Here is a 24,994-nt window from a genome sequence, read left to right on the forward strand (position 1 = left end):
ACCGGATGAGCGGCGGAAACGGGTCGAGCGAGAAAAACCGGACGAGCGGCGGGGACGGAACGAAATGATCAAGTTGCTGACGGTTGCCGAGATGGCACTGCGGGAGATGGTGCGGCGACGGGCGGTGCTGGTGATTCTGCTGGTGCTGCCGCTGCTGTTCTATCTGAGCCGGCGCGGCGACCACCTGGGCCAGTCGATCCGGTTCGTCTGCCTGGGGCTGGGCTGGGCGTTGAGCACCGCCGCCCTGTTCGCCGGCAGTGCGGCCCGGGAGATCGAACCCCGGCTGCGGCTCTCCGGCTACCGGGCGTACCACCTGCACCTGGGCCGGCTGCTCGCGCTCTGGATCGTCGGCCTCGGGCTCTCGGTGCCGTACTTCCTGCTCGTCCGGTTCGACCAGCACGACGTCCGGTACGGCGCGATCGCCCTGATCATGCTGCTCACGGTGGCCACCGCGGCGCCGTTCGGGCTGCTGCTGAGCGCCGTGCTGCCGCGTGAGCTGGAGGGCACCCTGGTCCTGCTGATCGTGTTCGGGTTGCAGATGATGCTCGACCCGGCCGGGACCGCCGCCCGGTTCCTGCCGTTCTGGGCCAGCCGGGAGATCGGCACGTACGCGGTCGACCACACCGACGGCGGTTACCTGGCCCGCGGCCTGGTGCACGGCGTGGTCTTCGCGGTGGCGCTCACCGCCCTGGTCGCGCTCGCCTCCGGGTTCCGGCTGCGGCAGCGCGCACACCTGAGGTTCAGTCCGATCCGCTGAGCCGTCCGAAGGTCCGATCCGCTGAGCCGTCCGAGGGTTCGGTCCGATCCGCTCGGCCGTCCGAAGGTTCAGTCCGATCCGCTCGGCCGCCACACCGATACGATTGCGGGCGTGATCCCGCTCGACGCGACCGCAGCCGCCTACCGGTGCTGGATCACGCCCGCGCTGCCGCTCTACGGCAACGACCACGACCGCGCAGACTTCGCTCCCTGACGGGTTCGCCGAACCGATCATCGTCCGGTCCCCCTCGCCCGATCCGGGAGCGTCCCGTCATGCCCGAAAACTCCGACACCGTTGCACGCCCGACACCGCCCGTGCAGGCACCGCCGACGCAAGCACCGATGGAAGCCCCGGCGAACACCTCCGCGCTGACCGTGCTGCGGGCGCCGCAGGCCGCCCGGGTGCTGGCGGCCAGCCTGCTCGGCCGGATCCCGCTCGGTGCGGCACCACTGGCCCTGCTGATCTTCGCCCGCGAGACGATGTCGCTGACCGTGGCCGGGCTGCTGGTCGGCGCGTACACCGCCGGCATGGCGATCGGTCAGCCGATGCTGGCCCGGGTCGCCGACCGGTGGCGGCAACCGCCGGTGCTGTGGCTGTCGATGGTCGTCTCCACCATCGGCTTCGCGCTCGCCGCCGCGCACATCAGCCTGCCGGTGACCGTGTTCGCCGCCGCGCTGGCCGGGGTGGGCGCGCCACCGTTCGAGTCGTGCCTGCGGGTGCTCTGGCGCGGCCTGCTCCCGGCCCACCAGGTGCAGACCGCGTACACCCTGGACATCGCGGTCCAGGAGTCGATCTTCATTCTCGGCCCGGTGGTCACCCTCGGCGCGGTCGGCCTGGTCGGCCCGGCCGGTGGCCTGGCCGCCGCCGCGCTGTTCCAGGCCGGAGGCACCGCCTGGTTCGCCACCACCGGCGCGGTCCGTCGGTGGCGGGGCGAGCCGGCCGTACGGCACTGGGCCGGCCCGCTGCGCGCCGCCCGGCTCCGGTTGATCCTCGGCGCGCTGGTGCTGGTGGGGGCCGGGGTGGGCAGCGTGACGGTGGCCGCGACCGGTTACGCCGAGGTGTCCGGGGCCCGATCCTGGGCCGGCTGGCTGCTCGCCGCCCAGGCCACCGGCGCACTCGTCGGCGGGCTGCTCTACGTACGCTTCGCCGGCCTGCGCCGGTACGCCACCCTGCCCCGGGCGACGGCGGTCTTCGCGGCCGGCTACCTGCCCCTGCTGCTCACCCCGGCCCCGCCCGCGATGCTGGTGCTGATGGCGGTCAGCGGGCTCGCGCTGCCGCCGCTGCTCACCGTCGCGTTCGTGGCGATCGACCGGGTGGCCCCGGTCGGCACCGTCGCCGAGGCGTTCGCCTGGGCGGCCACCGCCTTCTCGGTCGGCAACGCCGCCGGTGCGGCGGTCAACGGTGCGCTGCTGGACACCAGTGGACGGGTGACCGTCGGCTTCGTGCTCGCCCCGGTCGCCGCCGCCATGGCCAGCGGCCTGCTCCTACTGCTCGGACGACGGGCCCGAGGAAACGGGGCAACGGGCGACGGGGCAACGGGCGACGGGGCAACGAGCAACGAGGCGACGGGCGACGGGTTCACCTCCTCCGGGTGATGTGCCCGCCGGGCGTACCGGGTGATGCTTCTTCCTACGAGGAGGAGTACGCGATGAGCGAGGTCACCACGAGCTTCTTCCACGGGCTCGGCGAACGCGCGCCCGACCTGCTGCCGAGGCGCGCCCACGGCACGTTGCGGTTCGACCTGCGCCACGGGGCGGAGATCGAGCACTGGTTCGTCTCCATGCACCACGGCAACATGTCGGTCTCGCAGGACCGGCGGGACGCCGACTGTGTGGTGCACGTCGCCGGGGAGTTGTTCGACCGGTTCGCCACCGGCGACGCCAACGTCATCTCCGCGATGATCCGTACCGACTGTGTCCTTGAGGGCAACATCCCGCTGCTGATGATGTTCCGACGGTTCTTTCCGGCCGCTCCGGACGCGGTCGACCCGCGCCGGTTGGTCCGGGAGCGGGACACCCGGTGAGCCAGCCGGTCAGCATCCTCGACGGCGCCACCTTCGTGGTGAGCAGCCGCAACGGCGACATCGACCCGTCGCCGACCTTTCCCACCGGCCTGTTCGCCCTCGACACCCGGTTCATTGCGCGCTGGGAACTGACCATCAACGGCGAGCACCTGCACTCGCTCTCCGTCGACGACCTGCGGTACTTCCAGACCAGCTTCTTCCTCGCCCCAGGCGAGCCGACGCACTACATCGACGCGAAGGCTTCGGTGATCCGGCAACGTACGGTCGGTGGCGGGTTCGAGGAGCGGTTGACCGTACTGAACCATCAGGAGGAGCCGGTCGACTTCACCGTACGGATGGAGATCGCCAGCGACTTCGCGGACCTGTTCGAGATCAAGAACCTGCTGCCGAAGCGTGGTGACATCACCACCCGGGTGCAGGACGACACGCTGCGGCTGAGCTACCGGCGGGACGCCTTCTACCGAGAGACGGTGATCTCGGCCAGCAGCGGGGCCGAGATCGACGAGCAGGGCATGACCTTCCGGATCCGGGTCGAGCCGCACGGCAAGTGGACCACGGTCCTGCGGGTGGTCACGCTCTTCCCGAGCGCGGACGATTCGGCCGCGGCGGAACTGCCGACGTCGCAGCGGGGACGGGGACGGCCCGACATGCAGCGCCGGCTCGACGAGTGGATGGCGCGGGCACCACACCTGGCCTGCGACTGCGAGCCGCTGAACGACTCGTACGAGCGCAGCATCACCGACCTGGCCGCGCTGCGCTACACCGGTCTGCTGCGCAAGGAGAAGCTGCCCGCCGCCGGCCTGCCCTGGTTCATGACCCTGTTCGGCCGGGACAGCATGATCACCTGTTTGCAGTCGCTGCCGTTCATCCCGGAGATCGCCCCGCCCACCCTGCGCACCCTGGCCGACCTCCAGGGGGCCCGGCTGGACAACCTGCGCGACGAGGAGCCCGGCAAGATCCTGCACGAGATCCGCTACGGCGAGTCGGCGGCGTTCGAGGAGCAGCCGCACTCGCCGTACTACGGTTCGGCCGACGCGACCCCGCTGTTCGTGATCCTGCTGGACGAGTACGAACGTTGGAGCGGCGACACGGCCCTGGTCCGCGAACTGGCCGACGAGGCCCGGCAGGCCCTGCGCTGGATCGACACCCACGGCGACCTGCTCGGCAACGGCTACGTCTGGTACGAGCGCCGCAACACCCGCAACGGCCTGGAGAACCAGTGCTGGAAGGACTCCTGGGACGCCATCTGCTTCCGTGACGGCACCCTGCCCGGCTTCCCCCGCGCCACCTGCGAGATCCAGGGGTACGCCTACGACGCGAAGATCCGGGGTGCCCGGATGGCCCGCAAGTTCTGGGACGACCCGGCACTCGCCGACCGGTTGGAGCGGGAGGCGGCCGACCTGAAGGTGCGTTTCAACCGCGACTTCTGGGTGGAGGACGGGGAGTACTACGCGCTCGCGCTCGACGGCGAGGGCCGGCAGGTCGACGGGCTCGCCTCGAACATGGGACACCTGCTCTGGAGCGGGATCGTCGATCACGACAGGGCGGCGCTGGTGGCCCGGCACCTGCTCGGTCCGAGAATGTTCTCCGGCTGGGGTGTGCGTACGCTCGCCGAGGGCAACGGTCGGTACAACCCGCTCGGCTACCACGTCGGCACGGTCTGGCCGTTCGACAACTCGATCATCGCCTCCGGTCTGGCGAGGTACGGCTTCACCGAAGAGTCGGCCCGGATCGCGGAGAGCATCATCGACGCGGCGAAGTACTTCCAGGGCCGGCTGCCGGAGGCGTTCGCCGGCTACGACCGGGAGCTGACCACGTACCCGGTGCAGTACCCGACGGCGTGCAGCCCGCAGGCCTGGTCGGCCGGTACGCCACTGCTGTTGCTGCGTACGATGCTCGGCCTCGAACCGCAGGAGGACGGGCTGACCGTGCGGCCCGCGGTGCCGGCCAGTCTGGGCCGGATCGAACTGCTCGGGATACCGGGCCGGTGGGGACGGATCGACGCGTTCGGGCGGGGTCGACTGCATACCACGGCCCAGCCGGCGACCAACCCGACCAATCACGACGGTCCCGCATAACTGCCGGAAATACGACTGTTCCACGGGTGGGGACGCGACAGCGGTTACCGTCACGCCAACCTGCCAGTTTCCGTTTGACCCAGGTCAGACGTCGATCGGATCGGGATGAGGGTCATGGAGGACGAGCGCGACGCGATCCGTCGCCCACGAGCGGTGCGCACAGGGCAGGCACGGTGACCGAGGTGCCGGCGGTGCACGTACCCGCCCGACCCGACTGGTCCTGCCGGGCCTGCGGCCAGGAGTGGCCGTGCATCGTCCGCAAGCACCAGTTGAAGTACCTCTACCAGGGCAATCCGGCCGGGCTGGGCCGGCAGTTGCGGTTGTTGCTGCGGCAGGCCCGCGAGGACCTGCCGGCGCTGACCGACGAGCAGCTCGCCGAACGGTTCGTGTACTGGAGCGAGCGTCCGCTGCGCGCCGGCCGTACCTGGAGCTGACGCCACCGGGTCCGGGGCCGCTACCGGCCGTCCGGCAGCGCCTGCACCAACGGCTGGGTCGACCGGTCGCTCTCCAGGTCGACGGCCTCCTGCTCGTGGTGGATGTCGACCCGACCCCGGCCGAACGCGTCGATCTTGCCCCAGCGGCCGGGAATGTCGAGCAGTTCGAGCCGGCCCATCCCCTTCGGCAGGGCGGGGTCGACCACCAGATGCTCGTCGTGCGGTTCGAGGCCGAGCATCGTACGGAGCAGCAGCATCGGCGTACCGGTCGACCACGCCTGCGGGCTGCACGCCGTCGGGTACTGGACCGGGTACTTGGTCAGCACCCGGTCGTAGCCGGCGAACGCCTCCGGCAGCCGGCCCCGGAAGTACTGCGACGCGTCGATGATCGCCTCGGCGATCCGACCGGCCTCCTCGTCGAAGCCGTACCGGCGCAGCCCCCAGGCGATGAACGAGTTGTCGAACGGCCAGACCGTGCCGACGTGGTATCCGACCGGGTTGTAGCGACCCTCGCCCTCGGCCAGGGTGCGTACCCCCCAGCCGGAGAAGAGCCGGGGCCCGAGCAGGTGTTCGGCCACCCTGCCGGCCCGGTCCGGGTCGACGATGCCGCTCCAGAGCAGGTGGCCCATGTTGGACGACAGCGCGTCGACCTGGCCGCCCTCGGCGTCCAGCGCCAGCGCGTAGTACTCGCCGTTCTCGACCCAGAAGTCGCGGTTGAACCGGCTCTTCAGGTCCATCGCCTCCTGCTCCAGCCGGTCGGCGAAGACCGGGTCGTGCCAGACCCGGCGGGCCAGTCGTGCCCCGCGCATCTTCGCGTCGTACGCGTACCCCTGTAGCTCGCAGGTGGCCCGGGGAAACGACGGCAGCCGCCCGTCCCGGTACGAGATGGCGTCGAAGGAGTCCTTCCAGCACTGGTTCTCCAGCCCGTTGCGGCCGTTGCGCCGCTCGTACCAGAGGTATCCGTTGCCCATGATGTCGCCGTACGTGTCGATCCAGCGCAGTGCGGCGCGTGCCTCGTGCTCCAGCCGCCGGACGAGTTCCACGTCGCCGGTCCAGCGCTCGTACTCGTCCAGCAGGATCACGAACAGCGGCGTCGAGTCGGCCGCCCCGAAGTACGGCGAGTGCGGCTGGTCCTCGAACGCGGCCGACTCCCCGTACCGCAGCTCGTGCAGGATCTTGCCCGGCTCCTCGTCCCGGAAGTCGTCCAGTTTGGTGCCCTGTTTCATGGCCAGGATCTGCAACGTCGGGCCGGCGAGTTCCGGGGTGAACGGCAGCGACTGGAGGCAGGTGAAGATGCTGTCCCGGCCGAACAGGGTCATGAACCAGGGCAGGCCGGCGGTCGGCACCTTCGACTCGAAGGAGAGCGGGGTGTAGCGCAGTGCGGCGAGGTCGACCAGGCTGCGCTCGTACGTGTCGCCGAGCGGTTCACAGTCGCAGGCGAGCTTCGGCGCGCGGTCGACCCACTGGGCCAGGTCGTGCTGCATCTGGGTCCTGACCCGGCTGGTGTGGCTGATCAGTCCGAGCCGCAGGTCGCGTCCGCCGGCGCCCTCCACCATGGTCTCCACGTGCAGGGTGGTGGTCCACTCGGCGTGCGCCGGGATCCGTACCCGGAAGGTCAGCCCGTGCTCGTCGATCTCGGCGGGGGTGCTGGACGTGATGAACGTTTCGCGCCGGAAGGTGTCCCGGCGGTAGCTGAGCCGCAGCCGCCCCTGCTCGACGTACGCCTGCGCCGCACCGACCTTCTCCTGTACGTCCTTGATCTCGAACAGGTCGGCGAAGTCGCACCCGACCTCCATCCGGATGGTCAGCTCGACCGGCTCGCCCTGGTGGTTGAGCACGGTGAGCTGCTCGTCGAAGCTGCCGCCGATGGTCCGCTGCCGGACCACCGACACCTTCGCGTCGACGTAGTGCGTCGGCTCGCCGGGCACCAGGAAGAACCGGGTCTCGTAGTACTGAAGGTCGTCGATGGACAGGGCGTTGAGCCGTTCCCCGTCGATGGTGAGTTCCCAGCGGGACAGGAACCGGGTGTCGAACGAGAAAAGGCCGGTGGGGAACGTCGGCGACGGGTCGATGTCGCCCCGGCTGTCGCTGACCAGGAAGGTGTTGCCGTCGAGGATGCTCACCATGTTGTCGGTCACTTCTGCCTCCTCTCCCGGACCAGCTCACGGGGGTCGTGCGCGCCCGGCGGACCCGGCAGGAGCCGCTGGAAGTAGTGGAACAGCAGCAGGTTTCCCTGGACGGTGATCTCGTTGCGGAGCAGCGCCGCGATCGGGTTCGCCTCGCCCCGGGTCACCTTGTCGAAGAACTGGAGCTGGGTGCTGATCACGCAGTCCGCCGGCCGTTCCCCCCGGCTGGCGCTGATGTTCCCCTCGCTCATCACCAGGACCCAGTGGTCGGTCCCGTCCCGGTGTCCGAGGTCGAACCGGACCGTGCCCCGGACCTTCGTCAGCAGCGGCTCGGGCCCGCGATGGCCGAGGCCGTCGAAGAAGTCGGCGGTCGGATCTGCCATCGGTTCCTCCTCGGGTGCCGCACGAATAGCCCACGTCACCGCAGCGTCGCGCACACTCCGGTGGCCGGTCATCCTCCGCCGGGGGTGAGGTTCGACGGGTCGGGCAACAGCCGTCACACCGGCCACCGCGCGGCCGTGGGCGCACGACGCGACCGCGCCGACTCCCGGTACGGGGATCGGCGCGGTCACGGCCTGTCGTCATTGGTACGTGGTACGTGGTACGTGGTACGAACTGTGCTGGTCGCGCTAGTTGTTCGGGTCGTCGGCGCTGATGTCGGCGAGTACGGACTGTGGCTCCCGTTCCACCGCCAGGTCGCCGAGCGAGACCAGCCCGATCAGCCGGCCCTCCTCGATCACCGGCAGCCGCCGTACGCCGTAGGTCCGCATCAGGTCGGCGGCGGCCACGGCATCGTCGTACTGGGTCACCGTGACGACGTCGTTGCTCAGGATCTGGCTGAGCGTCGCACTGGTGACGTCCAGCCCATCGGCCACCCCACGTACCGTTATGTCACGGTCGGTGACGATGCCGATCACCGCGTCCCCACTGGTCACGATCACATCGCCAATGGCGCTGTCCCGCATCTCCTGGGCCGCGGCGGTGAGCGTGTCGGTGCCGTCCATGGTCACCAACCGGGTCGTCATGAACTCTCCGACGGTCGTCATGGTGCTCCTCTCTCTGTCGGCGGTTGCCGTCTACCCGCCTGACCACCCCCGACACCTCAGTGGTCGAGCACGACCACCCGGCCCTGCGTCGCCGACGCGTACGCCGCCTCGATCACCCGCAGGCCCTCCACCGCGCCGGCCGGGTCGACCGGGAACTCGCCGCGCCCCAGCAGGGCATCCCGAACCTCGGCGTAGAACAGCTCATACCGGCCGATCTCGGTCGGTACCGTCTCGATGGTGTCGTTCACCCCGAGCACCCCGGCGTTCTCCGCCGGCTCGATCCCCCAGCCCGGGTCACCGGGCCGCTTGCCGGCGAGCACCTGTGGCTCCTGCACGTCCAGCCCGTACTTGGTGAAGGTGGCCCGGTCGCCCAGCACCCGGAAGCGCGGGTTGCGGGTGCCGGCGAGCGCCGACGCCCACAGGTGCGTACGCACCCCGTTGACGTGCCGCAGCGCGACGAAGGTGTCGTCGTCCACCCGCACCCCCGGCCGGCGGCGGTCGAGTTCGGCGTACACCTGGGCGACCGGGCCGAACAGTTGCAGCGCCTGGTCGACGATGTGCGCGCCGAGGTCGTACAGCAGCCCACCGGCCTCGGCCGGGTCGCCGAACTCGCGCCAGTTCTCCTTCGGCGTCGGGACCCAGCGGTCGTAGCGCGACTCGAAGCGGTAGACCTCGCCCAGCCGTCCCGACGCCAGCACCCCGCGTACGGTCAGGAAGTCCGAGTCCAGCCGCCGGTTCTGGAACACGGTCAGCCCGACGCCGGCCCGTGCCGCCGCCTCGACCACCTGCCGGGCGTCCGCCGCGGTCGGCGCGAACGGCTTGTCGACCACCACCGGCAGCCCCGCCTCGATGGCCCGCAGGGCGAGCTGCACGTGGGTCCGGTTCGGCGTGCTGACCACCACCAGGTCGAGCTGGTCGGCGAGCGTGAACAGGTCGTCGGCGGTCGGCACCACCCGCGCCCCCGGATAGTCCGCCCGCGCCCGGTCGGCGCGTTCCGGGCTGCTCGTGACGATCACCGCCACCGACAGGCCCGGCGTCGCCGCCACCAGCGGGGCATGGAACCGCTGTCCACCGATGCCGTATCCGAGAATGCCGACCCGCAGGTCAGTGCTTGTGTCCGTACTCATGATCGGTATTAAACAGCGCTCGCCGGAAACGGCAGGAAGGGCCCCTTGTTATTGCCTTTTAGGTGGGAACGGGCCCTTCCGAACTCCCGTTGACAGGCTCCAAGGAATCCTCCATGGTCGATCTCTAGCGGTAAGCAACCTGGAGGTAGCGGCGTGACCGAGAATCGGACCAGCGAGCAACATCGGCCGACCGGCGGGGACTCCACGACAGAGCCGGAACAGCACCGGTACGTGATCGTCGGCGGCGGCCCGGCCGGGATCCAACTGAGCTACTACCTGCAACAAGCCGGCGCGGACTACGTCACCCTGGAGCGCGAACCGGAGCCGGCGACCTTCTTCCGGCACTACCCCCGGCACCGCCGGTTGATCTCCCTCAACAAGGTGCACACGCACAGCAACGACCCCGAGATCCGGCTCCGCTGGGACTGGAACTCGCTGCTCAACGACCGGGCCGACCTGCACTTCCCGCACTACAGCAGCGACTATTTCCCGCACGCCGACGACCTGGTCCGCTATCTCGACGACTTCCAGCGGGAACACCGGCTCGGGATCCGGTTCAACGAGGCCGTCGAACGAATCGAACGGCTCGACGAGGCCGACGGCGGGGGTTTCCTGGTCCGTACCGGTCGGGGGCTGATCCGCGCCCGCTGCGTCATCGTCGCCACCGGTTGGGCGACGCCCTACGTACCGCAGATCGACGGGATCGAGCACGCCATCGGCTACGAGACGGTCGACACCGACCCGGCGGCCTTCACCAACCAGCGGGTGCTCATCATCGGCAAGGGCAACTCGGCCTTCGAGACGGCGTCGGCGATCCTCGGCCACGCGGCGATGGTGCACGTGGCCAGCCCCCGAACGCTCCAGCTCGCCTGGAACACCAAACACCCCGGCAACGTACGGACCCACTACGGCGCGATGCTGGACAGCTACCAGTTCAAGACGCTGCACGCGGTGCTCGACTGCGTTGTCGACGTGATCCGCCCGGCCGGCGACGCGTACGAGGTCGAGATCAGCTACACCCACGCCGACGGCGAACGGGAGCTGCTGGAGTACGACTCGGTGATCCGCTGCACCGGGTTCGTGATGGACACCTCGGTGTTCGCCCCGAACTGCCGGCCGGAGCTGGCCCCGAACGGGCGGATGCCGGCGACCGGCCCGGACTGGCAGTCGACCAACGTGCCGGGGCTGTACTTCGCCGGCACCATCGCCCAGGCCCGGGACTTCAAACGCGCCTCGTCGGCCTTCATCGACGGGTTCCGCTACAACCTGCGTACGCTCACCCGCCTGCTCCGCGAGGCGTACGGCGAGGAGCCGCTGCCGTACGACGTGCTGCCGGCCGAGCCGAAGGAGATGACCTCGCTGGTGCTGGAGCGGCTGAACTGGAGTTCGGCCCTCTGGACCCAGTTCGAGTACCTCTGCGACGCGCTGGTGCCCGACGAGGACACCGGTGAGTTCCGGTACTACCAGGACCTGCCGGAGGACTACGCGGTGGACCGGTTCGGCGACTGCTACACCGTCACCCTGCGCTGGGGCCGGGACGAGTACGCCGACGTCTTCGCGATCGAACGCCACCCGTCGCCGGACCGGGCGGCCGAGAGCGCCTTCATCCACCCGGTCGTCCGGCACTACCGCAACGGCGAGTTGGTAGCCGAGCGGCACCTGCTGGAGGACCTACTCGCCGAGTGGACCCGGCAGGACCGGCACATCGCCCCGCTGCACGCGTTCTTCCAGGACGAACTGGGCCGGTCCGGCGTACCGGCGGTGTCGCCACCGGTCTGATCCCGCCCCGACGGGCTGACCCGGCTCGCCGGGTCAGCGTTCGATCATCACCTCGGTCAGCGGCTTGCGGGTGAGTTCCGGCACCCGCGCGCCGTCGGCCGGGTAACCCACCGGCAGCACCAGGTACGGACGCTCGTGCGCCGGGCGCTCGCAGACCTCGTTGAGGAACCGCATCGGGCTGGGGGTGTGCGTCAGCGTCGCCAGCCCGGCCAGGTGCAGGGCGCTGATCAGCATCCCCACCGCGATGCCGACCGACTCCTTCACGTAGTACGGCTTGGGGTTCTCCCCACCCCGGTGCACCTCGAACACCACGATCACCACCGGCGCCACCTCAAGGAACGGCTTGCGCCAGTCGGTGCCGATCGGGGCGAGCGCGCTCAGCCACTCGTCGCTGGCCCGGTGGTCGTAGAAATCCCGCTCCTCCGCCTCCGCGCGCTCCCGCAACAGCCGCTTGCGGTCCGGGTCGGTGAGCACCACGAACCGCCACGGCTGCCGGTTCGCCCCGCTCGGCGCGCTCGCCGCGGCGGCCACCGCCGCCTCGATCACCTCCGGCGGCACCGGCTCGCGGGAGAAGTCACGCACCGACCGGCGGGCGCACATCTGCTCCGCGTACGCCCGTGCGGTACTCACCATCTCGGCCGGCGGACGCCGAGTCGACTGGACCAGTCGGGTGGACTGGATCGGTCCGATCGTTTGCTGCGCGGTGTTCATCCACGCCTCCCCAGGTGTGTGGCCGTACCTCTAAAGGGTGGCCCGGACCGGGGCGGCTGCCCACTGCGAGCGTGCTCAATCGACCTCGACCAGCTCCGGCACGGTCTGTGCGACAAGATCGTCCACCACGTCGGTGAGCCGGTCGCGGCGGGCCGCCGCCCGACGTTGGCGCACCGCGCCGTCGGCCGCCGAGCCGAGCAGCCGGTCCAACCAGGAGGTGACCGACGGAAGGTCACCGTTTCGCGCCAGCACCGGCGCGACGTACCGGTGGAGCCGGTCGACGAGTTCGACCGCCGGCCACAGCTCGCCGGTGAGCGGGTCGACGCCGTGTCCGGCCAGCCCGTCGCGGGCGGCCCGCCAGTAGGCCACCCGGAGCAGTTCGGCCGGGACGCCCGGTCCGGGCTCGCCCCGGTCGACCTCTACTCCGACGCGTACGACCAGCGCCCGGACCAGCGCGGCGAACAGCGCCGACTCCTCGGCGGTGATCGGTACGTCGGCGACCCGGATCTCCAGGGTGGGCAGGTGTGCCGACAGCCGGATGTCCCAGAACAGGGTGCCCAGGTCGACCAGCGCACCGGCGTCGAGCAGGGTGTCCACTGTCCGGTCGTAGTGCTCGGCCGAGGTGAAGTACGGCGGCGGCCCGGCCACCGGCCAGCGGTGCCAGGCGATGGTGCGCCAGCTCGCGTACCCGGTGTCCCGTCCCGCCCAGTACGGCGAGTTCGCCGTCAACCCGATCAACACCGGCAGGTACGGCCGCAGATGGTTGCTGACCAGCGCCGCCCGGTCCCGGTCCGGCATCTCGACGTGCACGTGCACCGAGCAGATCGCCACCTCGTCGTGCAGGCCACGGAAGGTCGCCGTACCCCGGGCCGGGCGCTCGCCGGAGACGATCGGCGGCGGGACGACGTCGCCCAGCACCGCGCTGCCGCTCGCCACCACCCGCAGTCCCTCGGCCGCGGCGGCGGCCCCGATCACGGCCCGTCCCCGTACCAGTTGCCGGTGCAGGTCCGCCACGTTGTCACAGGGCGCGGTCTTCGTCTCGACCTGCAACGTGGTGATCTCGCCGCCGACCAGGTCGCCGAGTTCCGGCCGGGCCCGCCGCAGCACCGCCTCCGCCTGCGGCACCGCCTCCCTGGTCTCCGGATCGACGACCAGGAACTCCTCCTCGACCCCGAACCGGGGGCCGACGACGGTGCCGGCGGGAAGCTCCGCCGCGATCTCGGCTGTGCCGGTCATACCCGCGCTCACCTTCGCCGGGTGCGCTCGGCGAGCCGGCCGGCGGCCGTCACGAACGGCGTGGGCCCGGTCCGCCGGACCCGGAAACGGCGGACAGCAGTGCTGCCCCGATCCTAGGCAGCCGGACCGAACTCCGCGCACTACGCTCGCCGGGTGTCGCCGACGGGACTGCCGCCGGGCGGGCGGGTACGACCGTTCGCCGCCCCGGTGGACCTCAGCCGGGCTGACCGGCCGGCACGTCGAGCACGGCCGGAACGTCCATTCCGACCGGGTCGCCGGTCACGGGCGATCCGTCGAGTGCGGCCGGGGCGAGGTGCGGTGGCAGCGGCCCGGCCAGCAGCCGCTCGACCAGTGCGGTCAGCATCGCCACCCGCTCCGGCATCCGACGCAGGTCCATGTACTCGCCCCGGCCGTGCGGGAAGCCACCGACCGCGCCGAGTCCGTCCAGGGTGGGCACACCGAGCGCGGCGGTGAAGTTCCCGTCCGACGCGCCGGGAGCGGAAACCCCCACCGGTGGTTCCAGGCCGATCGCGACCGCCGCGGACCGGGCCGCGGCGAGCAGCGGCAGCGCCACCGCGCGGGTCATCGGGTACCGGTTGAGGCCGCCGCGCAGGGTCAGCCCGGCCTCGGCCAGCCGGGGCACCAGGCGGTGCATCATCCGGTCCACCCGGTGCAGTTCGGCCCGGCTCCAGGAGCGGACGTCGACGCTGAAGCTCGCCGCCTCCGGCACCGTGTTCGTCGTGGTGCCGGAGGCGGCCACGGTCGGCGTCACCGTCGTACCGTCCGGTACGGAGGCCAGGGCCTGTACGGCCAGCACCTGGTGGGCCAGCTCGACGGTGGCGTTGATCCCCCGGAACGGCTCCACCCCGGCGTGGGCGGCCCGGCCGTGCACCTCGACCCGGTACACGGAGCCGCCCTTGCGGGCCACCTTGAGTGCCCCGTCCTCGGTGGACGGCTCACACACCAGTACGACGCCCGAGCGCCGGGCCTGCTCCTCGATCAGTGGCCGCGAGGTGGTCGAGCCGGTCTCCTCGTCGCAGGTGAGCAGCACCCCGACCGAGGAGGGGTCGGTGAGCAGGGACAGCGCCGCGAAAAGCTGGACGATGCCGCCCTTCATGTCGCAGACGCCGGGACCGGTGGCGATCCCGTCCCGTACCCGGTACGGCCACTCGTCGATGGTGCCCGCCGGCCACACCGTGTCGAAGTGTCCGAGCAGCAGCACCTGCTGCCGCTGCGCGGGCCAGAGCAGGTGGGGCAGTCCGTCGCGGAACACCCGCTGGGCGGGACGGCCGAGGATGGCCTCGCCCCAGCCGGCGAGCAGGTCGGCACAGGCATTCAGTTGGGGCAGGGCTCCGGGCGGTGATTCACACGAGACAAGTTCGCCGATCCGGTCCTTACACGTCGGGGTGAGGGACCGGGCTGCTGATCGGATCGCATCGAGATGCACCATTGCCCGATGGTAGGAGTGGGAATGCGCCCGGATCGCCGATCAGCGACAAGAGAGCATTTCCGCCACTGTGACCACGACAAGAGAGCAATCCGGCGTTACCTTCGACGATCGGGCCCGGCACCGGCCGGCGGGGTGGGTCAGTTCCGGGGCGGCATGCCGTAGACGCGCCCGATGGTCAGCCGCAGCACCAGCCGCCGGTCGGCCACCATCGCCCGCCGGTAGTCGTCCCAGTCCGGGTGCTCGCCGCCGATGGACCGGTAGAGGTCGATCAGTTCCTCGACCGTGTCGTCGTGCGGGTCGGTAGCCACCGGAGCCAGCTCGGCGACGCACTCGGCGACCGCGTACGCCCAGCCGTCGGCCGAGGTGGCGTGCATGCTCGCCCGCGGGTCCCGCCGGAGGTTGGCGGTCTTGGCCCGGCCGTCGGTGACGGAGACCCGGATCAGGTTCCGCTTCCGGTCCAGGTGGTAGACCACGTTGGAGAGCTGGGGTCGCCCGTCGCGTTTGATCGTCGTCAGCACCCCGTACGGCCGGCTGCCCAGTAGGTCGAGCAGTGCCCCGTCGAACTCGTCGTCCGCCATGTCGTCCTCCTCCACTGACTGTTCCACCGCCGGCCGCCGGGCGACGCTGACCGGCGACCCGTTCGCGTACGGATACCTCAGGCCGGTGAACCGGTGCCGGCGAGCAGCTCGGCGATCTGGACCGCGTTGAGGGCGGCGCCCTTGCGCAGGTTGTCGTTGGAGCAGAAGAGCGCCAGGCCGTGCTCGACGGTCTCGTCCGCCCGGATCCGCCCCACGTAGGTCGGGTCCTGACCGGCCGCCGCAAGCGGGGTCGGCACCTCGGCCAGCGCCACGCCGGGCGCGTCGGCGAGCAGTTCCACCGCGCGCCGGGGGCTGATCGGCCGGGCGAAGCGGGCGTTGATCTGCAACGAGTGACCGGTGAACACGGGCACCCGTACGCAGGTTCCGGAGACCAGCAGCCCGGGGATGCCGAGGATCTTGCGGCTCTCGTTGCGCAGCTTCTGTTCCTCGTCGGTCTCGCCCGACCCGTCGTCGACGATCGAGCCGGCGAGCGGGAGCACATTGAACGCGATCGGCGCGCTGAACTGGCGCGGGGCCGGGAAGTCCACCGCCGATCCGTCGAAGGTCAGGCCGCTGGCCTGCTCGGCGACCTTGCGTACCTGCTCGTCGAGTTCGGCGACGCCGGACAGACCGGCACCGGAGACCGCCTGGTACGTGGCGACGACGAGGCTGACCAGTCCGGCCTCGTCGTGCAGCGGGCGCAGGATCGGCATCGCCGCCATCGTGGTGCAGTTCGGGTTGGCGATGATGCCCTTCGGCCGTACGGCCGCGGCCTGCGGGTTGACCTCCGCCACCACCAGCGGCACGTCGGGGTCCATCCGCCAGGCCGAGGAGTTGTCGATCACGACCGCGCCGGCCTCGGCGACCCGTGGCGCGAGTTCGCGCGACGTCCCCTTACCGGCGGAGAAGAGCACGATGTCCAGTCCGCGGTAGTCCGCGGTCGCCGCGTCCTCGACGGTCACCTCGGTGTCACCCCAGGCCAACACCTGACCGGCGGACCGCGCCGAGGCGAAGTACCGCACCTGCTCCGCCGGGAACCGCCGGTCCGCCAACACCTGCCGCATGACGCCGCCGACCTGGCCGGTGGCGCCCACAATGCCAATCCTCATGTCTGTGAGGCTACCCAGAAGATCGCCGGGACCGGCACTCAGTTCCCACCGCCGGCCCGTTCGGCGGCACCGCTCCCGCCGGCACCGCCGGCCCCGCCGGCGTCCTCGACCGGCGGCGGACCCGGCTCGGCGACCCCGGCCACCGCCACCGCCACCGCCACCGGTGGCGGAACGGCCGGCGGCGGGGCCACCGGTCCGGCCGGCGACACCGGTACGCCGAGCGGGCCGCTCCGCGCACGAGTGAGGCGGCGCCGGACCCAGACCACCGGGCGCACCCGTTCCAGCGGCAGGAAGCTGGTCATCGCCGCCTGGTGCGGCATGAACGAGATGGTGATCGCCGACCAGGTCACGGCGTGGAAGACGTAGAAGAAACCGATCATCGCGTACCGGGCCCGGCCGCGCAGTACGAACACCAGCGGACTGGTCAGCTCGAACGCCATGATCCCGAACTGCCCGATGACCAGCAGTACGGGCACGTCGAGCAGCCAGTCGCTGGCGAAGGTGCCGCGCCGGATCACCGCGCGGGCCAGGGTGGCGCCGGTGAGCCAGTCCAGCCCGCCGTAGCGCAGCTTCGCCCACGCGGCCAGGAAGTAGGTGGCGATGACCGCGAGCTGGGTCGCCCGCAACGCCCAACCCGCCGCGGCGCTGGGTGTCAGGTCACCGTGCCGGGCCCGGCCGACGGTCGGCAGCACGGCCAGGGCGACCAGAATGCCGAACCGGTCGTGGTCGACCTTGCCGTAGCTGAACGCGATGACCAGCCACTCGAAGTAGAGGGCCAGCACCGTCCAGCCGAGCAGCCGGGGCGCCCGGCCGGTGGCGGCGGCGAGCGTGGCCGCCAGCAGCACCCAGAACAGCGTGGTCACCAGGGCCGCGTTCGGGGTCGGCAGCGGCAGCATCCGGCCGACCAGCAGTGGCGCGTACAGCTCGCCGGAGACCGCGGTCCGGCCCCGCAGCCAGCCGGTGAAGAAGACGACGTCGGCGGCCACCAGCAGGTACGCCACCGTACGGAACGCCGCCACCCGGCCCAGCGGCACCGGCGTGGTGAGCCAGTCGCCGACCCGCCTCACCGGGTCACCTGCCAGTTGACGACGGTCTCGTCGGTGTCGACCCCGGTCGGCCGCCCGTCGACCATGGCGTGCCGGCGGATCACTATCGAGACCGTGGCCAGCGGTGGCCGGTCCGGGTTACGCCGGTGGTACGCGTCCACGACCAGGACCAGCCGCGCCGGGTCGGCGGTGAACCGGCTCATCTGCCCCTCGATCTCCGCCCGGCGGATACCGGTCTCCCGCTCGGTCAGTACGAGGCTGTCCCCCGCCGCGTCCCGGGCCAGCACCAGCGCCTCGGCCACCGGGGCGTCGAGCCGGTCGGTGGTGGCGTACATCCGGAACGGGCCGAACGGGAAGTTGTCGTCGGAGCCGACCAGCGTCCCGGCCAACAACAGACCGGCGCCGACCAGGGTCACCACCACCCGGACCAGGCGACCGCGGGCGGTCAGCGATTCCATTTGCCGCACAATACTGCCGGGGCCCGGAAAATTTCCCACCCCGGCCGGGTCGTCCCATCCCGGACATCCGCCCCACCGTCGGCCCGGCCCGACCCGGCCGGCTAGCCTGGGTCGCCATGAGCAGGAAGCAACCGGCCGGGCCCACCACCGAACGCACCCCCGCTGAGCTGCGTGTGCGGCGGACAGCTGCGATGGCGGCCTGGGTCGTCGTCTTCGTGGCCGGCTGGCTGCTGATCGGGTTGCCCACCGACCCGCTCTACGCCTTCTTCTGGCTCTGGGCGGCGACCGTGGCGTGGCGCAGCCACCTGCCCTGGCGGCAGCACCTGGTCTTCGCCCGGGACTGGCTGCCGGTGGTGCTCCTGCTGGTGGTCTACAACATCTCCCGTGGGTTCGCCGACGACTACTTCGACCCGCACGTGACCGAGCTGATCCACGCCGACGAGTGGATGTTCGGCTGGGCCACCGGCGGCCAGATCCCCACCATCTGGTTGCAGCAGCACCTCTACCACCCCGACGTCCGCTGGTACGACGTACTCGCGAGCTTCGTCTACTTCTCCCACTTCGTCGCCGCGCTGGCCGCCGCGGTAGTGCTCTGGATGAAGTCACGCCCGCGTTGGGCCGCCTTCATGCGCCGCTGGTTCGCGCTGAGCCTGGCCGGTCTGATCACGTACTTCGTCTACCCGGCCGCCCCGCCGTGGTGGGCCTCGGTGGAGGGTTACCTGCCGGTCGAGGTGCTCCGGATCTCGAACCGGGGTTGGCAGGAGTTCGGCCTGCACGGCGCCGGCAACTCGCTCAACCTGCTCCAGCTCGCCTCGAACCCGGTGGCCGCGATGCCGTCGTTGCACACCGCGTTCGCGCTGTTCGTGGTGCTGTTCTTCCTGCCGTCGGTCAAGCGCCGGTGGTGGCCGCTGCTGCTGGCGTACCCGCTGGCGATGACCTTCACCCTGGTCTACACCGGCGAGCACTACGTGCTCGACGTGCTGGTCGGCTGGGCGTACGTGGTGGGGGTGTTCCTGCTGGTCGGTGCGGGTGAGCGCTGGTGGGCGGCGCGTCGGGCGCGGCTGGCCGGCCCGACCGGCCCGGGCCCGGAGGCCGGCGGCCCGCACACCGCGCCGCCGGTCGACCCGACCACCGGTCCCGGTGGTCCGAGCGGCGCGCCGACCGATCCCGGCGGCCCGACGCAGGTCCCCGGCGAACCGGGCGGCCGGCCGAGCGGGGCACCCCACACCGGTATGGCCGACACCGGTACCGGCGGCAAGGACCCGGCCGGGACACCGCGCCCGAGGTCGGCTCCCGAGCAGGACGGCGCGCGGCTCGGCACCGACGACCGCACGGAAGCCGGCCAGCGTCCCCGCTGACCGGCCCCCACGCACTCGAACCGGCCGGCTCGACCACGCTCGAACCGGCCGGCTCCGCACACTCGAACCGGGCGGTTACCGCTCGGCGTCGACCACGTCGCCGAGGCCGGTGGCCACGATCTCGTCCCGGATCAGCGCCGCGTCGCCCTCCACCACCAGGGTCAGGCCGTCCGGGTGCAGGTGGGTCGCGGCCGCCGCGGAGACCTCCGCCTCGGTCGCGGCCAACAACCGGGTACGCAACGTGGCGTGGTAGTCGTCCGGCAGCCCGTACAGCACCAGGGTGCCGAGCGCGCCGACGATGGCCCGGGGCGACTGCAACTCGACCGAGAGCTGACCCGCTCGCCAGGACCGGGCGACCGCCAACTCCGGCTCGGTCACGCCCTCGGCCGCCGTACGGCTGATCTCGCCGATCGCGTCCACCAGGGCGGGCGCGGTCACCGCCGTCTGTACGTTGCCGGCGACCACGAACCGGCCGAACCGCCGGGACAGGCCGAAGTCGGAGCGGATGCCGTACGTGTAGCCGCGCACCTCGCGCAGCAGGTGGTTCAGCCGCGACGTGAACGCCCCGCCGAGCACGGTGCCGACCAGGGTCATCGGCACGTAGTCCGGGTGCGCGCGGTGCGGTCCGGGGTGCCCGAGGCGCAACGTCGACTGCACCGAACCGGGCCGGTCCACCACGATGATCCGCCGCTGTTCGCGTACGGCGACCCCGATCGGCCCCTCGACCGGTGCCGGTTGCCCGGCGGCTCCGGCGAACGCCGCCTCGCCGAGCGCGTCGAGGTCGAGTTTGTCCAGGTCACCGGCGACGAGCAGGGTGCCGGGCCGGAGCAGCCAGTCGGCGTGGAACGCCTTGACGTCGTCCACCCCGATCGCGGCCACCGAGTCCGGGTCGCCGTCCATCGGGCGGCCGTGCCGCTGGTCGGCGCCGAACAGGTCGGCCCGCAGCGCGGCGTCGGCCCGGGGGCCGGGGTTGGCCCAGTACATCCGCAGCGCGGTGACCTCGTCGTCGCGTACCCGATCGATGTCGGCCGGGTCGAGCCTGGGCGTCCGGACGGCCTCGGCCATCAGTTGCACCGCGGCCAGCAGCCGGCGGACCGGCACCTGCACCCCGACCTGGAAGGCGTCCCAGTCGCTGCCGATGCTCAGCTCGGTGCCGAGCCCCTCCAGGGCCAGTGCGTACGCCGACGAGTCCCGCTGGGCGGTCCCCTCTTCGAGGGCCTTGGCCAGCACCCCGCCGAGCCCCTCGCGGCCGAGCGGCTCCCGGCCGGCGCCCGCGTCGAGCAGCAGCGTGGCGGCGGCCAGGTTGTGGCCGGGCAGGTGGGCGGCGACCACCTCACCGCCGGCCACCGTCCGCCGGACCACGTTCGGGAACCGGTACGGCCTCGGCTCGCCCGTCTCCGGACGGTCAGCGATGAGCGTCATGCCTTCTCCTCCGGCAGGTAGGTCAGGGTCACCCGGTCGGCCGGACGCAGCACCTCGGCGGCCACCTCGGCCAGTTGGTCGGCACCGACACCGAGCCAGCCCGGCAGCCGGTCGGCGGCGCGGGCCGGGTCGCCGAACTGGAGCGCGTACCGGCCGAGGGTGTCGGCCCGGCCGTCGACCGTGGCGAGCGAACGCCACCAGGCGGTGGTCAGCAGGGCGCGGGCCCGGTCGAGTTCCGCCCCGGTCACCCCGCCGTCGGCAAGTTCGTCGACCACCTCGGTCAGCCCGGCGGTCAGCTCCTCGGCGGACACACCGGGACGGGCGGTGGCGGTGATGATCAGCGGGGCCGGCGCGTGCGCCAGGTCGACCCCGTACGCGCCGATGTTGTCCGGCTGGGCGAGCCGGGCCCCGTCGGCGAGCCGCTGGTAGAGCCGGCTGCCCCGACCGTGCCCGAGCAGATAGCCGAGTACGGTCACCGCGTCGTACTCCGGGGTGCCGAACGGGTACGTGCGGTGCGCCAGGTAGACCCGCGGCGCCGGTACGTCGGCGTACACCGTCTCGCGTGCCGGTGCGCCGGTCGCCGGCACCACCAGCCCGTCCGGTGCCGGCGGGATGTCGGCTCGCGGCTTCAGCCCGCCGAAGAACCGCTCGACCAGCCGGAAGACCTCGCCGGCCGAGGTGTCGCCGACGACGGTGAGGACCACGTTGTTCGGCGCGTAGTAGGTGCTGTGGAAGTTCTGGAAGGTGGCCAGGTCGGCGGCGTTCAGGTCCTCCATCGACCCGATCGTCGAGTGGTGGTACGGGTGCCCCGGCGGGTAGAGCAGTGGCAGCAGGCGCAGCCACGCGTCGCCGTACGGGACGTTCTCGTAGCGCTGACGCCGCTCGTTCTTCACCACCTCACGCTGGTTGTCCAGCGTCTCCTGGGTCAGCGCGGGCACCAGGCCGCCCAACCGGTCGGCCTCCAGCCACAGCACCAGGGCCAGGTGCTCGGCCGGCACCGTGTTGAAGTAGTTGGTCCGGTCCGGGTTGGTGGTCGCGTTGAGCGAACCGCCGGAGCCCTGGATCAGCTTCATGTGCTCGGTCTTGGCCACGTTCACCGAGCCCTCGAACATGAGGTGCTCGAAGAGGTGGGCGAAGCCGGTCTGGCCGTCGGGTTCGTGGCGCGACCCGACGTCGTACCAGAGGTTGACCGCCACCACGGGGGCGGTGCGGTCCTCGCTGACGACCACACGCAGGCCGTTGTCCAGCCGGGTGGTCTCGATCGGCCAGGGGTAACCGGTCTCGGGCATGGGCACGACGCTATCCGATCCGGGCGCCGTCGCGGCACAGGTGGTCTTGCGAACTGCCGAGCCGTCGGTGCGCGGGCCACGATCGCGATCCCCTTCGGGGGATCCTCGCCGCGTCGGCCACCGCCGGTCCGCCCGGCAGATCTACTGGGCAGGGATCGGTGGCGGGTGGTCCGGGTCGGCTGCACCGGTCGTCCTGTCCGCTGCCGGTCGTACCCGAAGGTGGTGTCGAATGTTCGCGCACCGACAAGTCCGACCCGGTCCGTTCGGCCGGCGCGGTGTCCACCGGGCCGACCGGTCGCCCGGTCGGTCGCCCCGGCGGGTCCGGCTGACCAGGATCGGGACGATGCTGGTCGCCGGTCTGGCGGCCGGGGTGCTGGTCGCCGGGTTGGCGTTTCCCGGTCTGGCGTTCACCGGTCTGTTGACGAGGGCCGGAGTGGAGACGTTCGAGAGTCTGCCGGTGGAGTTGCGGGTGGCCCAGGCACCGCAGGCGAGCCGGGTGTTCGCCGCCGACGGCCGGACCCCACTGGCCGTGTTCTTCGACGAGAACCGCCGGGACGTGGCGTTCGCGGAGATCGCCCCGGCAATGCGGGACGCGATCGTCGCCGCCGAGGACCACGGCTTCTACCGGCACGGCGGCGTCGACCTGCGGGGCTTCCTGCGGGCGCTGGTCGCGAACAGCGTCGGTGGCCGCCAGGGCGCGTCGACGCTGACCATGCAACTTGTACGGATGTCCGTTACCTACTCGGCGTCGGACCCGCAGACGGTGGTCGCGGCCAGCGAGGACACCGGTGGCCGCAAGCTACGGGAGATGCGTCGGGCCTCGGTGCTGGAGGCGCACCTGAGCAAGGACGAGATCCTGGCGCGCTACCTGAACCTGGCCCCGTTCGGCCACGGCACGTACGGCGTCTCGGCCGCCGCCCGGTTCTACTTCGGCAAGCGGCCCGGGGAGCTGACCGTGCCGGAGGCGGCGATGCTGGCCGGGTTGGTGAAGTCGCCGAGTTTCTACGACGCGCTGGACCACACCGGGCGGGGCGCGGCCGAGACCCGCAACCGGCGCGACTGGGTGATCGGGCAGATGGTCGAGACCGGGGCGATCGGCGAGGCGGAGGCGAGCGCCGCGCGGGCGGTGCCGCTGGCGGTGCAGGGTCGGGTGCCGGCGAACGGCTGCTCGGTCACCGGCCGGCAGGACTGGGGTTTCTTCTGTGACTACTTCTACCGGTGGTGGCTCGGTCAGGACACGTTCGGCGGCACCGAGTACGACCGGGAGCGGCGGCTGAAGGGCGGCGGGTACCGGATCGTCAGCACCCTGGACGCGCCGACCCAGGCGGCGGCGCACCGCAACGTCGAGCGTGAACTGCCGACCGGGACGGCGCAGGCGCTGATGCTGGCCGCCGTCGAGCCGGGCACCGGCCGGGTACGGGCCCTGGCGACGAACCGTACCTTCGCCCTGGACGACCCGGCGGAGCCGACCAACGGCCCGGCCACCGATCCGGCGAAGGCGGCGGCCGGGATCCGGGGCACCTATCCGCGTACGACCAATCCGCTGCTCACCGGCGGTACCGACGTGGTCGGTTACCAGGCCGGCTCCACGTTCAAGATCTTCACCGTGGTGGCCGCCCTGGAGCAGGGCATCCCGCTGTCGACCACCATCGACGCACCGCTGCGGTACGAGTCGTCGTACGCCGTCGAACGGGACAGTCCGGCCGCCTGTCCGGGTACGGAGCGGTACTGCCCGGGTAACTACGACGAGGAGATGGCCGGCCGGCACGACATGTGGTCCGCGTTCGGCTCGTCGGTCAACACGTACTTCGTCCCGCTGGTCGAACGGGTCGGGGCGGCCAACGCGGTGGATGTGGCCCGCCGGCTCGGGATCGGGTTCCGGGCACAGGGTGACGCGGCACTGGCCGGCGATCCGAAGTCGGCCGACCGGTGGGGCGCGTTCACCCTGGGCGTGTCGTCGACCACCCCGTTGGAGCTGGCCAACGCGTACGCCACCCTGGCCGCCGGGGGTCGGTACTGCGTACCGACGCCGGTGCAGGAGATCCGCGATCGGACCGGCGGTCCGCTCGACGCGGTGCGCCCCCGGTGCAAGCGCGCCGTCCGCCCCGAGGTCGCGTACGCGGCGATCGACGCCGCCCGCTGCCCGGTCGGGGACACGTCGACCGCGAACCGGTGCCGGGAGGGGACGGTGGGCGACGCCCGTCGGCTCGTCGGGCACCCGCTGGCCGGCAAGACCGGCACCACTGACGGCCGCCGTACGGCCTCGGTGGTGGAGACGACCACCTCGCTCACGGTCGCCGGCGTCCTGGCCGACCCGGACTGGCCGGACGGCACCACCGAGATGCCGCGCGAGGTGGTGAATCCGGCGGTGTCGCTGACCCTGGCCGACGCGATGAAGGGCAAGCCGAAGCGGGACTTCCCGAGGACGACGGCAACCCTGATGGGCCTGCCCGAGCAACCCCTTCCGGGGGTGGAGTGCGCTCCGGCGGGCGAGGCGGCGCAGCGGCTGCGGTCGGCCGGCTTCCGGGTCGCGGTGCACCCGGATCCGATCGACTCGGACTGCCCGGGCGGCACCGCCGCCGAAACCTCTCCCGGCACCCGGTCGGTCGCCGGGGCCGTGGTGGTCCTGCGGCTGAGCAACGGGCGGTTCGCCCCGATGGCAGGTCTATCCGTCCCGCCCGACCGCTGACCGCGCCTGGGGAGGCCGCCCACGATGCCGCCCACGACCCGAGTCGTGGGCGGCACGGGTGGAAACCCGGGAAAGGGTACGGATCAGGGCGAAAAAATACGCCGCCCACGGCTGTTGCCATGGGCGGCGCGGGTGTCGGTGTGCAGGTCGCCTCTCGGCGAGTGGCACGACGCGGCTCCAGCCGAACGGTATTCCGCGAGGGCAGTTAGGTGAGGCCCGGGGACACTGGTCACACCGACAGTCATCACAACGAGCCGACCCCGTCCCGGATTCCACCC

General features: G+C 71.6%; 21 protein-coding genes. 8 read left to right on the plus strand and 13 right to left on the minus strand.

All coding sequences use genetic code 11. The features are described from left to right. Positions 1-64: 64 nt before the first annotated feature. From OG792_RS27495 to OG792_RS27515, 5 genes are all read left to right on the plus strand, one after another. Positions 65-757 (plus strand): ABC transporter permease, encoded by a 693-nt coding sequence (locus OG792_RS27495; RefSeq protein WP_329103685.1) that lies wholly within the window; start codon positions 65-67, stop codon positions 755-757. Between the two features lie 341 nt (positions 758-1,098). Beyond that, entirely contained in the window at positions 1,099-2,352 is a 1,254-nt protein-coding gene (locus OG792_RS27500) for an MFS transporter (protein WP_329103686.1), read from the plus strand. A 53-nt stretch (positions 2,353-2,405) separates the two neighbouring features. Beyond that, the gene (locus OG792_RS27505; RefSeq protein ID WP_329103689.1) at positions 2,406-2,780 is read left to right on the plus strand and encodes an SCP2 sterol-binding domain-containing protein; all 375 of its coding nucleotides are present in this window, start codon (positions 2,406-2,408) and stop codon (positions 2,778-2,780) included. Next, on the plus strand, positions 2,777-4,858 hold the full coding sequence (locus tag OG792_RS27510) for an amylo-alpha-1,6-glucosidase (protein ID WP_329103691.1): 2,082 nt from the start codon (positions 2,777-2,779) through the stop codon (positions 4,856-4,858). Before OG792_RS27505 ends, OG792_RS27510 begins: the two co-directional genes overlap by 4 nt. Positions 4,859-5,031: 173 nt before the next feature. Continuing rightward, a complete protein-coding gene (locus OG792_RS27515) occupies positions 5,032-5,292 on the plus strand; it encodes a hypothetical protein (RefSeq protein WP_329103693.1) in 261 nt (86 codons plus the stop codon). A gap of 20 nt (positions 5,293-5,312) precedes the next feature. Here the strand turns inward: OG792_RS27515 and OG792_RS27520 are convergent, their stop codons facing one another. From OG792_RS27520 to OG792_RS27535, 4 genes are all read right to left on the minus strand, one after another. Continuing rightward, on the minus strand, positions 5,313-7,430 hold the full coding sequence (locus OG792_RS27520) for an amylo-alpha-1,6-glucosidase (protein ID WP_329103695.1): 2,118 nt from the start codon (positions 7,428-7,430) through the stop codon (positions 5,313-5,315). Next, entirely contained in the window at positions 7,427-7,801 is a 375-nt protein-coding gene (locus tag OG792_RS27525; protein ID WP_329103697.1) for an SCP2 sterol-binding domain-containing protein, read from the minus strand. The genes OG792_RS27520 and OG792_RS27525 overlap by 4 nt, the downstream gene beginning before the upstream one ends. Positions 7,802-8,047: 246 nt before the next feature. Further along, the gene (locus OG792_RS27530; protein WP_329103700.1) at positions 8,048-8,464 is read right to left on the minus strand and encodes a CBS domain-containing protein; all 417 of its coding nucleotides are present in this window, start codon (positions 8,462-8,464) and stop codon (positions 8,048-8,050) included. A gap of 56 nt (positions 8,465-8,520) precedes the next feature. Next, positions 8,521-9,591 (minus strand): Gfo/Idh/MocA family oxidoreductase, encoded by a 1,071-nt coding sequence (locus OG792_RS27535; RefSeq protein WP_329103702.1) that lies wholly within the window; start codon positions 9,589-9,591, stop codon positions 8,521-8,523. Between the two features lie 153 nt (positions 9,592-9,744). Here OG792_RS27535 and OG792_RS27540 point away from each other — a divergent pair, with 153 nt between their 5' ends. Beyond that, complete coding sequence (locus tag OG792_RS27540; RefSeq protein WP_329103704.1) at positions 9,745-11,370, plus strand: NAD(P)-binding domain-containing protein; 1,626 nt, start codon at positions 9,745-9,747, stop codon at positions 11,368-11,370. 33 nt (positions 11,371-11,403) lie between these two features. Here OG792_RS27540 and OG792_RS27545 read toward each other — a convergent pair whose 3' ends face one another. The 7 genes from OG792_RS27545 to OG792_RS27575 all read right to left on the minus strand — a co-directional run bounded on the left by OG792_RS27545 (position 11,404) and on the right by OG792_RS27575 (position 17,958). Next, positions 11,404-12,003: a nitroreductase family protein gene (locus OG792_RS27545; protein WP_329111468.1), complete on the minus strand. Its 600-nt coding sequence runs from the start codon at positions 12,001-12,003 to the stop codon at positions 11,404-11,406. A 153-nt stretch (positions 12,004-12,156) separates the two neighbouring features. Further along, a complete protein-coding gene (locus OG792_RS27550; protein ID WP_329103706.1) occupies positions 12,157-13,317 on the minus strand; it encodes a carboxylate-amine ligase in 1,161 nt (386 codons plus the stop codon). A gap of 214 nt (positions 13,318-13,531) precedes the next feature. Further along, positions 13,532-14,767 carry a M20 family metallopeptidase gene (locus OG792_RS27555; RefSeq protein ID WP_329103708.1) on the minus strand — a complete coding sequence of 412 codons (1,236 nt, stop codon included), beginning with the start codon at positions 14,765-14,767 and terminating at the stop codon, positions 13,532-13,534. Between the two features lie 137 nt (positions 14,768-14,904). Next, positions 14,905-15,345, minus strand: a complete 441-nt coding sequence (locus OG792_RS27560; RefSeq protein ID WP_329103710.1) for a PPOX class F420-dependent oxidoreductase — start codon at positions 15,343-15,345, stop codon at positions 14,905-14,907. Positions 15,346-15,422: 77 nt separating this feature from the next. Continuing rightward, complete coding sequence (locus OG792_RS27565) at positions 15,423-16,454, minus strand: aspartate-semialdehyde dehydrogenase (RefSeq protein ID WP_329103712.1); 1,032 nt, start codon at positions 16,452-16,454, stop codon at positions 15,423-15,425. A 38-nt stretch (positions 16,455-16,492) separates the two neighbouring features. Beyond that, entirely contained in the window at positions 16,493-17,521 is a 1,029-nt protein-coding gene (locus OG792_RS27570; RefSeq protein WP_329103714.1) for an MFS transporter permease, read from the minus strand. Beyond that, positions 17,518-17,958 carry a hypothetical protein gene (locus OG792_RS27575; protein ID WP_329103716.1) on the minus strand — a complete coding sequence of 147 codons (441 nt, stop codon included), beginning with the start codon at positions 17,956-17,958 and terminating at the stop codon, positions 17,518-17,520. The genes OG792_RS27570 and OG792_RS27575 overlap by 4 nt, the downstream gene beginning before the upstream one ends. Before the next feature lie 191 nt (positions 17,959-18,149). On the opposite strand from OG792_RS27575, the gene OG792_RS27580 reads away from it, so the two are divergent. Continuing rightward, on the plus strand, positions 18,150-19,316 hold the full coding sequence (locus tag OG792_RS27580; protein WP_329111469.1) for a phosphatase PAP2 family protein: 1,167 nt from the start codon (positions 18,150-18,152) through the stop codon (positions 19,314-19,316). Positions 19,317-19,391: 75 nt separating this feature from the next. Here OG792_RS27580 and OG792_RS27585 read toward each other — a convergent pair whose 3' ends face one another. After that, positions 19,392-20,738, minus strand: coding sequence for a M16 family metallopeptidase (locus OG792_RS27585; protein ID WP_329103718.1), 1,347 nt, complete (start codon positions 20,736-20,738; stop codon positions 19,392-19,394). Beyond that, the gene (locus tag OG792_RS27590; protein ID WP_329103721.1) at positions 20,735-22,027 is read right to left on the minus strand and encodes a M16 family metallopeptidase; all 1,293 of its coding nucleotides are present in this window, start codon (positions 22,025-22,027) and stop codon (positions 20,735-20,737) included. Before OG792_RS27590 ends, OG792_RS27585 begins: the two co-directional genes overlap by 4 nt. Before the next feature lie 229 nt (positions 22,028-22,256). Here OG792_RS27590 and OG792_RS27595 point away from each other — a divergent pair, with 229 nt between their 5' ends. Then, a complete protein-coding gene (locus OG792_RS27595; protein WP_329103722.1) occupies positions 22,257-24,716 on the plus strand; it encodes a penicillin-binding protein in 2,460 nt (819 codons plus the stop codon). The last annotated feature ends 278 nt before the right edge of the window (positions 24,717-24,994 follow it).

Origin of the sequence: Micromonospora sp. NBC_01699, from assembly GCF_036250065.1 — a bacterium.
Taxonomy (GTDB): Bacteria; Actinomycetota; Actinomycetes; order Mycobacteriales; family Micromonosporaceae; genus Micromonospora_G.

Coding starts and splice junctions, on each gene's coding strand:
- OG792_RS27585 (WP_329103718.1), bottom strand. CDS start 20,738: ATGACGCTCATCGCTGACCGTCCGGAGACGGGCGAGCCGAGGCCGTAC.
- OG792_RS27565 (WP_329103712.1), bottom strand. CDS start 16,454: ATGAGGATTGGCATTGTGGGCGCCACCGGCCAGGTCGGCGGCGTCATG.
- OG792_RS27555 (WP_329103708.1), bottom strand. CDS start 14,767: ATGGTGCATCTCGATGCGATCCGATCAGCAGCCCGGTCCCTCACCCCG.
- OG792_RS27580 (WP_329111469.1), top strand. CDS start 18,150: ATGGCGGCCTGGGTCGTCGTCTTCGTGGCCGGCTGGCTGCTGATCGGG.
- OG792_RS27595 (WP_329103722.1), top strand. CDS start 22,257: ATGTTCGCGCACCGACAAGTCCGACCCGGTCCGTTCGGCCGGCGCGGT.
- OG792_RS27550 (WP_329103706.1), bottom strand. CDS start 13,317: ATGACCGGCACAGCCGAGATCGCGGCGGAGCTTCCCGCCGGCACCGTC.
- OG792_RS27560 (WP_329103710.1), bottom strand. CDS start 15,345: ATGGCGGACGACGAGTTCGACGGGGCACTGCTCGACCTACTGGGCAGC.
- OG792_RS27495 (WP_329103685.1), top strand. CDS start 65: ATGATCAAGTTGCTGACGGTTGCCGAGATGGCACTGCGGGAGATGGTG.
- OG792_RS27530 (WP_329103700.1), bottom strand. CDS start 8,464: ATGACGACCGTCGGAGAGTTCATGACGACCCGGTTGGTGACCATGGAC.
- OG792_RS27525 (WP_329103697.1), bottom strand. CDS start 7,801: ATGGCAGATCCGACCGCCGACTTCTTCGACGGCCTCGGCCATCGCGGG.
- OG792_RS27500 (WP_329103686.1), top strand. CDS start 1,099: ATGGAAGCCCCGGCGAACACCTCCGCGCTGACCGTGCTGCGGGCGCCG.
- OG792_RS27590 (WP_329103721.1), bottom strand. CDS start 22,027: ATGCCCGAGACCGGTTACCCCTGGCCGATCGAGACCACCCGGCTGGAC.
- OG792_RS27545 (WP_329111468.1), bottom strand. CDS start 12,003: ATGGTGAGTACCGCACGGGCGTACGCGGAGCAGATGTGCGCCCGCCGG.
- OG792_RS27575 (WP_329103716.1), bottom strand. CDS start 17,958: ATGGAATCGCTGACCGCCCGCGGTCGCCTGGTCCGGGTGGTGGTGACC.
- OG792_RS27535 (WP_329103702.1), bottom strand. CDS start 9,591: ATGAGTACGGACACAAGCACTGACCTGCGGGTCGGCATTCTCGGATAC.
- OG792_RS27505 (WP_329103689.1), top strand. CDS start 2,406: ATGAGCGAGGTCACCACGAGCTTCTTCCACGGGCTCGGCGAACGCGCG.